Annotated in this window: 6 protein-coding genes; 4 read left to right on the top strand and 2 right to left on the bottom strand. The window is 37.2% G+C overall.

Annotated features, from left to right (window positions below):
- Positions 1 to 7: 7 nt before the first annotated feature.
- Positions 8 to 1,177: an efflux RND transporter periplasmic adaptor subunit gene (locus FEZ18_RS05400; RefSeq protein WP_153267365.1), complete on the top strand. Its 1,170-nt coding sequence runs from the start codon at positions 8 to 10 to the stop codon at positions 1,175 to 1,177.
- A 59-nt stretch (positions 1,178 to 1,236) separates the two neighbouring features.
- The gene (locus FEZ18_RS05395; RefSeq protein WP_153267364.1) at positions 1,237 to 4,764 is read left to right on the top strand and encodes an efflux RND transporter permease subunit; all 3,528 of its coding nucleotides are present in this window, start codon (positions 1,237 to 1,239) and stop codon (positions 4,762 to 4,764) included.
- Positions 4,765 to 5,234: 470 nt separating this feature from the next.
- Here the strand turns inward: FEZ18_RS05395 and FEZ18_RS05390 are convergent, their stop codons facing one another.
- Together FEZ18_RS05390 and FEZ18_RS05385 are read right to left on the bottom strand one after the other, a co-directional pair.
- Positions 5,235 to 7,856 carry a TonB-dependent receptor domain-containing protein gene (locus FEZ18_RS05390; protein WP_153267363.1) on the bottom strand — a complete coding sequence of 874 codons (2,622 nt, stop codon included), beginning with the start codon at positions 7,854 to 7,856 and terminating at the stop codon, positions 5,235 to 5,237.
- Between the two features lie 310 nt (positions 7,857 to 8,166).
- The gene (locus tag FEZ18_RS05385) at positions 8,167 to 11,073 is read right to left on the bottom strand and encodes a TonB-dependent receptor (protein WP_153267362.1); all 2,907 of its coding nucleotides are present in this window, start codon (positions 11,071 to 11,073) and stop codon (positions 8,167 to 8,169) included.
- Positions 11,074 to 11,414: 341 nt separating this feature from the next.
- On the opposite strand from FEZ18_RS05385, the gene aspS reads away from it, so the two are divergent.
- Positions 11,415 to 13,169: an aspartate--tRNA ligase gene (aspS, locus tag FEZ18_RS05380; protein ID WP_153267361.1), complete on the top strand. Its 1,755-nt coding sequence runs from the start codon at positions 11,415 to 11,417 to the stop codon at positions 13,167 to 13,169.
- Between the two features lie 47 nt (positions 13,170 to 13,216).
- The gene (locus FEZ18_RS05375) at positions 13,217 to 15,004 is read left to right on the top strand and encodes a chloride channel protein (protein WP_153267360.1); all 1,788 of its coding nucleotides are present in this window, start codon (positions 13,217 to 13,219) and stop codon (positions 15,002 to 15,004) included.
- Positions 15,005 to 15,008: the final 4 nt, after the last annotated feature.

Genomic DNA, 15,008 nt, shown 5'->3' with positions numbered 1-15,008 from the left:
AACGCACATGAAATTACTTTATTCAATTTTAATGGTAACGCTTTTTATAACCTCCTGTTCTGGCGATAAAAAACAATCGGTGGAAACTATAATAGCCTCAGATAATTTAGAAGCTATGCGGTTAAAACGAGCAGAGCTTGTTGGACAGCAGCAAAACATTGCAGCGCAATTAAAGCAGTTAGACGACAGAATTAGGGTTTTAGACACTGTTAAAAACGTGCCTTTAGTGACCACATTCAAGCTTAAAAAAGAGGTGTTTAAACATTATCTAGAATTGCAAGGAAATGTAAACACTAAAAATCTGCTCGTGTTGTATCCAGAATACAATGGCGTGCTTACTAAAGTTTATGTAAAAGAAGGGCAAAAGGTTAGAAAAGGTGAAGTTTTAGCAAAAATTGACGATGGCGGCTTAAGTCAACAATTGGCACAAGCCGAAATTCAAACCAATTTAGCCAAAACAACTTTCGAACGTCAAGAGCGATTGTGGAATCAAAAAATTGGAAGCGAGATACAGTATTTACAAGCAAAATCTAACTACGAAGCTCAAGCAGAGGCTGTAAATCAAATAAAACAACAAATTGCTAAAACAGTGGTTAGGGCACCGTTTTCTGGAATTATAGACGATGTGATCACAGATCAAGGTAGTGTTGTAAACGCTGGGCAAACGCAATTAATGCGCATTGTAAATCTTAGCGATATGTACATTAAAACTGATGTTCCAGAGAGTTATTTAAATGATGTAACAGTTAATAAAAATGTAAAAGTTGAGTTTCCTGTTTTAGGTAAAACTATAGACTCTAAAATAAGGCAAGTAGGGAATTTTATAAATCCAGCCAACCGAACCTTTAAAATAGAAGTTGCCGTGCCAAATAAAAATAAAATTATAAAACCCAATTTAACGGCAAGGCTTAAAATTAACGATTATACAAATGAAGAGGCGCTTTTAGTCCCTTTAAATATCATATCAGAAAATGCCAACGGCGATCAATACATTTATGTTGTGAATAATAAAAACGGAAATAACATAGGGGTTGCCGAACGAGTTATTATTGAAACGGGCAGAACACAAGGCGATATTATCGAGGTTTTAGAGGGTGTAAACGACGGTGCAGAGGTTGTTAAAGAAGGCGCTAGAACTGTTAAAAATGGACAGACAGTAAAAGTGCTAGATTTATAAATTAGAGGTTGTTATTAAAAATAAAAACACGAAAAATAAAAAAATAAAGTCTACTGCTAATGACTAAAAATAAAAAACAAATAGACAAAGAGTTTGGTTTATCGTCTTGGGCCATAAACAATAAAACGACCATGTATGTGGTTATGGGGATAATTTTGTTTTTAGGTATTTCTGCCTTTTTCGCTATGCCTCGTGAGAGTTTTCCAGAAATAAAAGAGACCAAAATTTATGTTAGTTCCGTTTATCCTGGAAATACAGCAGAAGATATTGAGAAATTAATAACAGATCCTTTAGAAGATAAATTAAAAACGGTAAGTAACGTTGTAGATATTACCTCGACATCTCAAGAAGATTCATCTATAATTATTGTAGAATTTGATGAGACTTTAACCATTGCCGAGGCCAAACAAAAAGTACGAGATGAGATAGATTCTGAAACGTCTAGTGAAGATTGGCCAACCTTTAATGGCGCAAAAGTAGAGCCTAACGTTTTTGCCTTGAGTTTAAGTGAAGAGATGCCCATTTTAAACATCAATATCTCTGGCGATTATACCGTCGAGAAGCTTAAGGAATACGGTGAGTATTTGCAAGACGAAATAGAAAATCTACTCGAAATTAAACAAGTAGATATTCGCGGTGTTCAAGACAAAGAGGTAGAGGTAGCGGTTGATATTTTTAAAATGCAAGCCTCTAAAGTAAGTTTTGACGATATTATTAATACCATTAACGGTGGTAATGTGACCATGTCGGGAGGAAATCTAATTTCAAGTGGCCAGCGAAGAACCATTCGTATTTTAGGAGAGATTGAACACCCCAATGAGCTTGAAAACTTTGTGGTTAAAAGCGAAAACAATAATCCTATTTATCTCAAAGATGTAGCTCAGGTGTCTTTTAAGTCTAAAGATAAGACCACTTATGCTAGAGAGTTTGGAAACCAAGTGGTTATGCTCGATGTAAAGAAACGTGCGGGCGAAAACATGGTAGCGGCCACAGAAGAGATTCGAGAGATTGTACAATATGCTATTGACAATGTATTTCCGCAAGACTTAAAAGTGACTATTGCCAACGATCAATCTAGAGTAACCATTGGTCAGGTTGACGATTTAGTAAATAATATTCTTTTCGGTGTTATTTTAGTAGTTACCGTTTTAATGTTCTTTTTAGGCTTTAAAAACGCCATTTTTGTGGGGTTTGCCATACCCATGTCTATGTTTATGTCTCTAATGATTTTAAACCTATTTGGCTATACCTTGAATACCATGATACTTTTCGGTCTTATTATGGGCTTAGGTATGCTGGTAGATAATGGTATCGTGGTGGTAGAAAATGTGTATCGCCTCATGGACGAAGAGGGCATGACGCGTGTTGATGCGGCCAAAAAAGGGATTGGAGAAATTGCGTTTCCTATTATTATTTCTACGGCAACTACAGTGGCCGCCTTTATTCCGTTGGGCTTATGGCCCGGAGTTATGGGCGAGTTTATGAAGCTTTTGCCTATAACCTTAGCTACGGTTTTGGGGTCCTCTTTAGTGGTGGCTATATTTTTTAATTCGGTGTTGGTGTCCGAATTTATGAGTACTGAGGATGTCGATATGCCACTTAAAAAAATAATTAAACTCACCGCTATAATGGCAGGTATTGGGCTTCTTATTTTTATTTTTGGAGGTGAAAATCGGGCCTTAGGTTCGCTCATGATTTTTACCGCAATCTTACTCTGGGGTTATCGTCTGTTTTTACGAAAATGGACTAATGGTTTTCAAAATAAAATATTACCTAAGCTGGAGAATTGGTACGAGAAGGAGTTGAGAAGCGCTTTAACAAATAAAAAGCCTTATTGGTTAGTGGGTTCTACTTTTGTTTTGTTGATTCTATCTTTTGTGGCTTTTGGAGCATCCCTAGCATCGCAACGTACCAACGTGGAGTTTTTTCCAGATAATAAGCCTAACCAAATTATTGTTTATATAGAATATCCTGAAGGTACAGATATTGAAAGAACCAATGCCATCACTAAAGAAATCGAAAAAAAGGTGTATGAAGTGATTGAAGATGCGCAATACAAGGATGGGGATTATAATTTTATGGTCGAAAGTGCGGTGTCTCAAGTTGGCGAAGGTGCTGGTAATCCGCAAACCGATGGGGGTTCCACTTCAGAAATGCCACATAAAGGTAAAATTACCGCCTCTATGCGTGAGTTTAAATACAGACGCGGAGAAGACAGTGAGTTGCTACGTCAAAAAGTACAGCAAGCTTTGGTTGGCGTTTATCCAGGGGTTTTAATTTCAGTTGAAAAAGATGCTGCAGGACCACCTGCTGGGTCGCCAATTAATATTGAACTTGAAGGCGACGATTACGACGAGTTAATTAATACGGCCGAGCGTATGCGCGAATTTATAAATTCTAAAAACATTGCTGGAATCGATGAGTTAAAAATTGATGTCAACAAGGATAAACCTGGTATGTTGGTGGTTGTAGACAGGAAGAAGGCTGGAGAGTTGGGTGTGAGCGCCTCTCAAGTGGGACAGCAAATACGTAATTCTATTTTTGGTGCAAAAGCTGGGGTTTATAAAGAAGATGGCGACGATTTTGATATTTATGTGCGTTTTAACGCAGAAAACAGATACAATACCAGCGCACTATTTAATCAAAACATAACGTTTAGAGATATGGCTTCTGGGCAGATAAAAGAAATTCCTGTATCTGCATTGGCTACAAGAAGCAATAACTCTAACTTTAGTGCCATTAAACACAACGATACAAAACGTGTTGTTACGGTGTATTCGGCCTTAGCTCCAGGTTTTGTCGATGCTGGTGCCATAGTCGCTCAAATTCAAAACGAAATGAAAGGTTTCGAGAATTTACCAGATACTATAAAAATAGATTACACCGGACAATTAGAAGAGCAGGCCAAGCAGCAAAGCTTTTTAAACGGTGCTTTACTAACAGGATTAGCTTTAATTTTCTTTATACTCATTTTTCAATTTAATTCGGTGTCAAGGCCTACCATTATCATGATAGCCATATTTTTAAGCTTTATTGGTGTGTTTGGTGGTATTGTTATTACTGGGGCTTCATTCGTTATTATGATGACCATGATGGGAATTATCTCCCTTGCTGGAATTGTCGTGAATAATGGTGTGGTTTTGCTGGATTATGCCCAATTACTCATTGATAGAAAGAAAAACGAATTGGGCTTAGAAGCTAATATATACTTACAGACTAACGATTTGTTTGAGTGCATTGTAAAAGCTGGAAAAGCGCGTTTACGTCCTGTTTTATTAACTGCTATTACTACTATTTTAGGGTTAATTCCTTTGGCAACAGGATTTAATATAAACTTTTTCACTTTGTTTAAAGATTTTGATCCTAACATTTATTTTGGTGGAGATAACGTCGTATTCTGGGGGCCGTTAGCGTGGACTGTGATATACGGTTTGCTAATAGCAACATTCTTGACCTTAATTATCGTGCCCGTGTTATTCTTTTTAATAACTAAATTTAAAATGTGGTTGTATAAAGATCGAGTGGTTTCAACTGATCAAGATTTAATTGCCGAGGGTACGATTAATAGGGATGCGGCTATAGATTAATTTGAAAACTAATTCACTTGGTTTTAATTGAATTTCATACAATTAATTGTAGATGAAAAATGAGAGTTTGATGCTTATTTAAAAGGACTTGTACCAAATTAACCATGTCATGTCGCCTGTAATGTGTTTGCTCGCATCTTTCTATTTTATAAATAGGTGTTCATGATGTGCTTCGCAGTTCTTTTTCGCCCATATTTTGGTAGAAAATAAAACCATAACTACGCCTTGATTTTAGCTCACGCCCATATTATAATAAAATAACGAGTTCGTGAATCTGCGATTTCTATTTCATCTGAACAAAAAACAATTCAAATTAACCATAGGCCATTTTAAAACTAAACTGGTATTAAACAAGTTGTAAAAGATTTTTGTTTTTAGGTCTAAACGACAATTTAATCATACAAAAAAAGCTCAGTGCATTATGCGCTGAGCTTTTTTATGTTTACTAACTAATAAGGCGGTTAATTTTATTAAAATTTAAAGGTAACTCCAGCATTAATGGTAGTGCCATTAAATCCAAATTGATTTACTTCCCACGGGTACTTGAAACGACCTCCCAGATCGGTAACCACATCACCCTTAGGATCTATAGCATCTGGATAGACATCTAATAAATTGCTTGCCGATACATTAGCAGAGAACTTCTCACTAAACTCATAGTTAATTACTAAATCGGTAATCACTTTACCAGAAAATGTCTGGTCGTTAGCAGGTGTTGTGGCATGCTGCCAAGTCACTTCACCAAAATAGGTGTTATTAACAATAAAATTCCATTTATTAATACCATAATCTAATCCTAATAAAATTTTAGATTTTGGTCTTGCCGATAATATTCTTGACTGCTCTTTTCTGTTAAAAATGTCATATCCATTGGCTTCTAACAATGCAGGGGTTCCTATTTTTCCTTTAATTTTAGTTTCGTTAAAGTTGGCCGCTAAAGAGGCGTTTAATTTACCATCACCCAATTCGATATTGCTGTAATTAAGAACGATGTCTACGCCTGTAGTTTCAGTATTTACAGCATTGGTAAAGAATTTTAAACTGGTAATAGAATTGTCTATTAAGACTTGCTCTACTGGATTTGTAGTCGTATCATCTCCATCAAAACCTATTTCTCCGGTAAACAATACGCGGTCGTCCACTTTTACGTTGTAAAAATCTACCGAGGCTGTAAAGTTGTTATTAAATTTATAGGTAATACCTGCAGAAATATTTTTCGAGGTTTCTGCCGTTAATTGGGGCACCCCTAAACCTGTTCTAATTACCGGATCTACATTATTAAAAGTACCTTGGTTAGAAATAGTTCCGCCAGAAACTAAGGTTTGAATATTACTTAAATATATTTGATGTAATGCAGGTGCTCTAAACCCTGTGCTATAAGATCCTCTTAAGGCACCACTTTCACCCAAAGAATATCTGGCATTAATTTTCCAAGAGGTATTATCTCCAAAATCGCTAAAATCCTCATATCTTACAGCGCCTCCAATTAAAAGGGCTTCTATAGGTTCCCATTCTACATCGGCGTAAACGCCATAATTATCTCTTGTGGCGGTAACCACATTACTCGGTTGTAGGCCAGGAAACGATTGTGCGCCACCACCAATATACGACGCTGGCTCTCCCGCCTTGGCTGTAAAGCGTTCGCCTTTAATTTCGGCACCAAAAGCAAGACTTAATGCACCAAAACTTCTAGACACATCAAAATTAGCTAGAGTATTACTAAAGGAATAAGCTCCAGCGTCAAAAGCTGTCGGACTGCTCGCTCCTAACGACGGGTTCAAACTATTGGTTATTTCGTAATCTACCGCATTTCTACCATAAGTACCGCTCAAATCAACATCAAATCCAAGCAGCCCCCATTTGGTTCCAACCGTAACATTATTATCTCTAATATCGGTTTCAAAATTTGGCTGAAACCCTTGGTAGGTGGTTCCTGCTTCGTGTAACAGATTAAAAGGATCTTGAACCCAATATGGGGTTCTATATAAGGCAAAACTCTTTCCTTTTCTGTAAGATAAACCTCCAAAAGTGTAGAACTCTCCTTTACCATTCTTAAAAGGCATACCTGCATTAAAAAACACATCGGTTTTCTTTAATTCTGGTTGGCCAACTATGGTTCCTAAATCTGCATTTTCTGCTAACCACGACCCAAAAGTAGGATCGTTAGCTGCAACTCCAAATAAAGCATCTGCTCCTGGTGTTCCAGATCTGTCTGTTTTATCTTGCTCGTAATAGCCAAAGGTTAAATTTAAATATCCTCCGGTTTCACCAGTAATGCCGGTATTTATATCTATGCCGTAGTTAAAGCCATCGCCTTCTGTGGTAATACCAGTTTTGGCATTAACTGTGGTATAGTCAACGCCTTTTTTTAAAACCATGTTAATTACTCCCGCTATGGCATCAGATCCGTATTGTGCTGATGCGCCATCTCTTAAAACTTCAATCCTCTCTATGGCGGCGGCAGGTATACTTTTTAAATCGACTCCAACTTCACCTTTACCTGGGGTGTCATTAATATAAACTAAAGCACTTTGATTTTTTCTTTTTCCATTCACTAAAACCAAAGTTCTACTCGGTCCTAATCCTCTTAAATCTGCAGGATCAAAATGTGCCGTTGCGTCTGAAACGGTTTGATTTGACGAGTTGAAAGATGGGACTTTATAAGTAAGCATTTTATCTACCGTAGGTTGGCCAGTGTTTTTCAATTTGCTTACTCCAATATTATCGATTGGCACGGGAGAATCTAATATCGTTCTAGGTTTGGCTCTACTTCCCACCAGCATAACAGCATCAAGTGCTACTCCAGATTGCAAAGTCACATTTAAGGTGCTTCCTGATACTATAACCTCTTGAGTTTCGTAGCCTACATAAGAAAAAACAAGGGTTTCTCCATTGTTTGCGTTTATAGTATAATTGCCATCAAAATCGGTTGTTGTTCCTGTTGTCGTGCCTTTTAGAACTACCGAAGCACCAGGTACAGGTTGCGAGGTATCGTCTGTTACTAAACCGGATACGGTTTGACCAAACATTAAATTAGAGACCACTAACAAGAGTACAACTGCTAGTGGTTTTAAAGGGATTAGGTTTTTCATAACTGTTTAGTTTTTTTAGTTGCTGCTAATATAAAAATTACCTTAATAAATGTGTTATAATCGGGAAATTAATAAAAGTGAATGCAATATTTTAGCAAAAATCTAATTAATTTTAGAATATTCTTAAAAAAAATGATTTAGTGTTGTTGTTTTTTTAAACGCTTTTTGAGGGTAAACTTAATATCTTGAACAAATATTTTATTGTTATTCTTTTTCAAGGAGGGTAGATCATTGTTAAGATGTGCATGATGTGTTGTAAATTAAAAAGCTCTGCGATTGCAGAGCTTTTTAATTAGATTCAAATAAAATCTTATTTTAATTGGAAGCTCACTCTAGCAAAAAGGAAGCGTCCTGCAATACCAAATTGTTGCGCTCTTCTAGACCAATCAAAACGACCACTACTTCTATTGGTGCCTCCGTTAGGTAAAACTTCGGCAGCTCTATCTGGGTAAATATCTAATAAATTATTAGCACCAATGGTAAGGGTTAAGCTTTCGGAAGCTTTGTAGCCAAAAGATAAATCGGTTACCACTTTCGATCCGTAAATCTCTTGCGTATCAATATTGGTTGTGGCTTCGGTAACTTCACCAAAGAAATTATTTCTTAAAAAGACATTCCATTTACCAATGCTTAAATTATTGGTTAAATTCACCTTAGTTCTTGGGACTGCTTCTTCTAAATAAACTCTACTGTCCTCTGGGAAATAAGTGCCTACTTGACCAGCATCTTCTAATATTTGGGAGGCGTTAATAGCACCTACTTGTTTTGTTTTAGAAAATGTTCCAGATAAATCAGATTTCAATCTTGCATTGCTGCCTATATCTGCTGTATGCGTAATAACAATATCTAATCCTTTAGATTCTGTGTCGATTGCATTTGCAAAAAATGAAGCCTTAGAGGCATTGGCTTGCTTTAATAAATTTGCTAATTCTGCATTAGCGGCGTCAATTGGTACGCCAGAGTCATCTAGTTTTGGAGAAAATTGTCCGGTATATACCACTCTATCGTCAATACCAACAAAATAACCATCTACCGTAAAGGTTAAGTTAGCATCTGGTATTTTTGCCGTAAAACCTAAACTTAAACTTCTTGAAGTTTCCTCCTTTAACTGTGGGATGCCTAATAATTGAGCGGCTCTACTATCATTCGAGAATGTCCCTACCTCTTCTGGCTCTCCTTGTTGGTTAAATAACGTTGAGGTAGAGTTAAAGTTTAATTGGTGTAACGAAGGCGCTCGAAAACCTGTATTTGCCGCGGCTCTAAAGTTTAGATTATCGCTAGCTTTTATTCTTCCTGCGAGTTTAAAGTTAATGGTCGACCCGAAATCTGAATAGTTTTCAAAACGTGTGGCGAAACTAAGAAGCAGTTTTTCGGTAATATCGGCTTCTAAATCAAAATACCCAGCAATACTACTTCGGCCTCTAGAGAGTTCGTTTTTAGTGCCAAAACCTGGAAATACTTGCGAGCCTCCTGGTCGAGCATTACCAAAGAAATCTACTGAAGGATTTTGAGTTGGGGTTGTAATAAGTACGCCAGCAGACGTATATTGACCGTAAGAGGCTTCTTCTCCAGCTTCAATTTCATAGTTTTCAGATCGATATTCGGCACCAAAGGCCACGTTTAATCCGTTCATTATATCATCATAAAACTGACTTATATCTAAATTTACGGTGTTTTGAACAAAGTTAAAGCCACCAGCATCAAATGTTGTTGGCGATGTGTTTTGAAGGGAGGCGTTAAACGTGTTTCCAATAGTGTAGAGAAATTCGTTTTTGCCATAGGTATTACTCAAATCGACATTCCAGTTGTTTACTTTTCCTTTAATTCCTACAGCTATAGATTTATCGCTAATCGTGGAATTAATTTCTGGTAAAAAACCGTTAATATAAGCTGGTGTGTAGGTTCTTGCTTGGTTTGGTAATCTGTAAAACCCTGCCGAGTTTCCTTTTCTTGAGCTCATACCAGCAAAGGAATATAATTCTGTGCCATTGTTATCCATCGGTATTGATAAATTAGCAAAAAAGCGGCCTCCACGAAGTTGAGATTGGCCAACACGCATATTAAAATCACTACGTTCTAATCCGCGAGCTGCTAGTTCGGCTTCCGTATTGTCGGCACTCAAAATACTTTGCAAATCTGCTTTTGTAGCTGCCGGATCTAAGCTAAAGCCAGCGGCATTGCCATATTGAATAACATCTGCAACATCATCATCTAATAAATTTGCGATATCGTAGCCATCATTATTAGCAAAACGTTCTATGGTGTTATATTGATTGAAGATGTTACCTTCCCAGGCTTTCATTCTATTGTAATCTTCTCTATAATCAAAATCACCAGTAAAATTAATAAAGCCTCCTTTTTCTCCTAATGGGATTCCATAATTTACACTAATGTTCACGGTTTCACCATCGACACCTCCAGTTTGTTTATTGGCATTTTTAGAGAAATTTGCACCCGATGTTACGTTAAAAGTAAGCTCGTTTACGCTGGTGTTTAAAACGATATTAATAACCCCTGCAATAGCATCAGAGCCGTATTGTGCAGCAGCGCCATCTCTTAATACCTCCAAGCGTTTAATAGCCCCAGATGGTATGGCGTTTAAGTCTGTACCCACGCTACCTCTACCAAAAGTACCATTAACATTAACTAAAGAAGAATTATGTCTTCTCTTGCCGTTTATTAAAACCAATACTTGATCTGGTCCTAAACCTCTTAACGAGGCAGGGTCGATATGATCGGTACCATCAGAAATGGTTTGCGTGTTTGATGTGAATGAGGGGGCTACAAAATTTAAAATCTGATTTAAATTTACTTGAGGTCCTGCAGCTGTGAGTTCAGAGATGTCGATAACATCAACAGGTACAGCAGTATCTGTCGCTGTTCTGCTAGGATTTCTTGAGCCAACAAGCACAACCTCATCTAAGGCAACCCCAGATTTCATGGTAACATTCATAATATTTCCAGTCACTGTAACTTCTTGCGTCTCGTAACCCACGTAGGAAAAAACAAGAACATCCCCATTGTTGGCAGTAATGGAATAATTTCCATCAAAATCGGTGGTGGTTCCTACAGTAGTACCTTTAATAATTACAGATACTCCAGGTACAGGGCCAGATTCGTCGGTAACCGTACCGTTTACTTCCTGCGCATGGACTGTACTAAATGAAGCGAATAGCGCGGAAATTATAAAAATTTTAAAGGTCAATAATTTATACATAGACTTTTTATTTATTAGTTAATTGTCGCCAATATAGCTTAAAAATGTAATAAAGAGGTTAATTTCGTAGTGAAAATCAAAATATTATGTTAATAAGTTGATGAAACAGTTTTTTAAAATATTGAGAATTTACCTTTTACGGAACTGATTTTAGTGGGATAAAAGCTTACACGAACTAAGAACATGATATGATAATACTCACATTCTTCACATGCTTACAAGAAGTAAACAAGTGCTAATTATAAGTTATTCTACTAAAGCATGAGAACCCTTTAAAAAGACTGTCAAAATAATTTGAACTCCATACTATTTAACTAAATTTGCACTTCAATTTTATTAAGATGTATAGAAGTCATAATTGTGGCGAATTAAACGCCTCGCACATAAATACGGAAGTGACCCTATCTGGTTGGGTTCAAAAATCTCGAGATAAGGGGTTTATTGTATGGGTAGATTTACGAGACCGCTACGGTATTACTCAATTGGTTTTCGATGAGGAACGCAGTTCTAAGGCTTTAATCGAGCAAGCTCAAAATTTAGGTCGCGAATTTGTAATTCAAGTTAAAGGAACGGTAATCGAGCGTGCTTCGAAAAACCCGAATATGCCAACTGGCGACATTGAGATTTTGGTTTCAGAATTAACTGTGTTAAACGAGGCCAAATTACCACCATTTACTATTGAAGATAAAACCGATGGCGGTGAAGATATAAGAATGAAATATCGTTATTTAGATATTCGTCGTAATCCCGTAAAAAACAGTTTGATTTTTAGAGCTAAAGTGGCTCAAGAAGTTCGCAATTACTTGTCGGAAGAAGGTTTTATTGAAGTAGAAACTCCGTATTTAATTAAATCTACTCCAGAGGGTGCACGTGATTTTGTGGTGCCTTCGCGTATGAATGTGGGTGAGTTTTATGCGCTTCCGCAGTCGCCGCAAACATTCAAGCAATTGCTCATGGTTGGGGGCATGGATAAATATTTCCAGATTGTAAAATGTTTTAGAGACGAAGATTTACGTGCCGACAGGCAGCCAGAATTCACGCAAATAGATTGTGAAATGGCCTTTGTAAATCAAGAAGATATTCTAAATGCTTTTGAAGGTTTAACCCGTCATTTATTAAAAGAAGTAAATGGGGTTGAGGTAGATAAATTTCCACGTATGCAGTATGACGATGCGATGCGTTTATACGGCAACGATAAACCAGACATTCGTTTCGGGATGGAATTTGGCGAACTAAACGCAGTAGCGCAGCACAAGGAATTTGGTATTTTTAATGATGCCGAGTTGGTTGTTGGTATTGCAGTTCCTGGAGGAAATAGCTATACCAGAAAAGAGATAGATAAATTAGTAGATTGGGTGAAGCGACCTCAAGTTGGTGCTTTGGGTATGATTTATTGCCGTTGTAATGAAGATGGTACTTATAAATCGTCAGTCGATAAATTTTACGATCAAGACGATTTAGCAAAATGGGCCGAAGTTACTGGTGCTAAAGCAGGCGATTTAATTTGTGTGCTTTCTGGCGAAACCCATAAAGTGCGTGCGCAGCTTAGTGCTTTGCGTATGGAATTGGCAGAGCGTTTAGGACTAAGAGACCCTAAAGTATTTGCACCGCTTTGGGTAATCGATTTTCCTTTGTTAGAATTAGATGAAGAAACTGGCCGTTACCACGCCATGCACCATCCGTTTACCTCACCAAAACCGGGGCAAATCGAATTATTAGATTCTAAACCAGGCGAAGTAAAAGCCAATGCTTACGATTTGGTGTTAAATGGCAATGAAATTGGTGGTGGTTCTATTCGTATTCACGATAAAGCCACACAAGCCATTATGTTGAAGCATTTAGGATTTTCTGAAGAAGAGGCGAAAGCGCAATTTGGCTTTTTAATGGATGCTTTTGAGTATGGCGCACCACCTCACGGCGGTATAGCCTTTGGATTAGATAGATTGGTGGCTATTTTAGGCGGACAAGAAACTATTAGAGATTTTATCGCTTTCCCAAAAAATAATTCGGGACGCGATGTTATGATCGATGCACCTGCTCCGCTAGACGAAACACAACTTAAAGAATTAAGCCTAAAACTTAATATAAAATCATAACCATTTAAAATCCTGCAAATCGCAGGATTTTTTAGTAGATTTATAAAATGCGCGCTACCAGTAAAAATATATTGCGGAAATTCTTAATTTGGAAATACAAATATATCTCCGAGCGGCAGTTTGTTTATATACTTAGTATTTTAGTGGGGTTTTTAGCGGGCATGGGAACCGTGTTATTAAAAAACTTTGTGCACTACATCCAGCTGCTTTTCGAATTGGATTTCTTTAACGATTACCAGAATTCGCTGTATTTTATTTTTCCCATTATTGGGCTATTTCTAGTTTATGTTATCAAACAAATATGGCTTAAAAAACACATTGGTCACGGTATTTCTTCCACCTTATATGCTATTTCAAAATTAGATGGCATAATTCCTAGATACAATATTTATGCAGCCTTAATTACGGCGCCTTTAACGGCTGGTTTTGGGGGCTCTGTGGGTTTGCAAGGGCCTGCGGTTAGCGTAGGAGCCGCCTTGGGTTCTAATGCGGCGCGTTTGTTTCACATGAATACCAAAACCAGAATGTTATTAATTGGTTGCGCTGTTGCCGGTGCCATGTCGTCTATGTTTCAAGCCCCTATTGCGGCTATTATTTTCGCCATAGAAGTGTTTAGCTTAGAAATCGCTTTGGTGTCTTTGGTGCCCTTATTATTGGCATCAGTATCGGCTGTTATCACATCTTATATGTTTTTAGGAACCGATGTTTTACTTCGGTTTGAATTGTTAGACAAATTTGAAATTAACGACATCGTATTCTACGCCATTTTCGGTTTAGTTACCGCCTTAGCTTCTGTATATTTTTCTAAAGTATTCTTTGCCATAACGAACTTTTTTAATCAATTTGAAAGTCGTGCGAAAAGACTACTTATTGGTGGTCTGGCTATTGGTGTTTTGCTTTATTTTATACCACCACTTTACGGAGAAGGCTATGGTATTATAAATAACCTTTTAAAAGGCGATCATATAGCAGCAATAGGTAAAACACCGTTTAATTTAGATTTGTCTAACGTTTGGGTGGTTATCATTTTATTACTGGGTATTGCTATCTTTAAGGCTGTGGCCATGACCACTACTTTTGGCGCAGGTGGCGTAGGTGGTATTTTTATCCCAACCCTAGTTATGGGTAGTGCTTTGGGTCATGTTTATGCCAAGATTGTAAATAATATTGGCCTAGGGTTTCACATATCAGAATCTAATTTTACCTTAATTGGAATGACGGGCTTAATGGCTGGTGTGTTACATGCACCACTAACTGCCATTTTCCTTATAGCCGAAATTACTGGAGGTTATGAGCTGTTCGTACCGTTAATGATTGTGTCTGCCACTTCTTTTGCTATTACAAAGTACTACGTGTCGCATTCTGTTTATACCTTAAGACTTGCCCAGCGTGGCGAACTTATGACCCATGATAAAGATCAAAATATTTTAATGGTCTTAGATATTGATAAAGTTATTGAAACCAATTTTATAATTTTAAAACCCGATATGAAATTGGGCGAAATAGTAAATGCGGCAGTTGCTAAATCTTCGCGTAATCATTTTCCTGTAGTAAACGATAAGCATGAGTTTTTGGGTGTTGTACGACTCGATGACATAAGGCATATTATGTTTAATAGAGAGTTTTACGATACGGTTGACGCTGCAAGCCTAATGCGGGCCGATGTGGGTGTAATTGATTATAATCTGGACTCTATGCAGGTTATTATGCATAAATTTAAAACCAGTGGCGCTTGGAATTTACCTGTAATTAAAGAAGGAAAATATTTTGGTTATATTTCCAAATCAAAACTACTGTCGGCCTACAGAGCGCAATTAATTAACTTTACGGCTTAAAGTC

Origin of the sequence: Oceanihabitans sp. IOP_32 (assembly GCF_009498295.1) — a bacterium.
Classification (GTDB): domain Bacteria; phylum Bacteroidota; class Bacteroidia; order Flavobacteriales; family Flavobacteriaceae; genus Wocania; species Wocania indica.
This window is presented reverse-complemented; position numbering and strand designations above follow the sequence as displayed.

Excerpts from the sequence above, each read along its gene's own strand:
- FEZ18_RS05395 (WP_153267364.1), top strand. The coding sequence starts at position 1,237 with ATGACTAAAAATAAAAAACAAATAGACAAAGAGTTTGGTTTATCGTCT.
- FEZ18_RS05390 (WP_153267363.1), bottom strand. The coding sequence starts at position 7,856 with ATGAAAAACCTAATCCCTTTAAAACCACTAGCAGTTGTACTCTTGTTA.
- FEZ18_RS05400 (WP_153267365.1), top strand. The coding sequence starts at position 8 with ATGAAATTACTTTATTCAATTTTAATGGTAACGCTTTTTATAACCTCC.
- aspS (WP_153267361.1), top strand. The coding sequence starts at position 11,415 with ATGTATAGAAGTCATAATTGTGGCGAATTAAACGCCTCGCACATAAAT.
- FEZ18_RS05385 (WP_153267362.1), bottom strand. The coding sequence starts at position 11,073 with ATGTATAAATTATTGACCTTTAAAATTTTTATAATTTCCGCGCTATTC.
- FEZ18_RS05375 (WP_153267360.1), top strand. The coding sequence starts at position 13,217 with ATGCGCGCTACCAGTAAAAATATATTGCGGAAATTCTTAATTTGGAAA.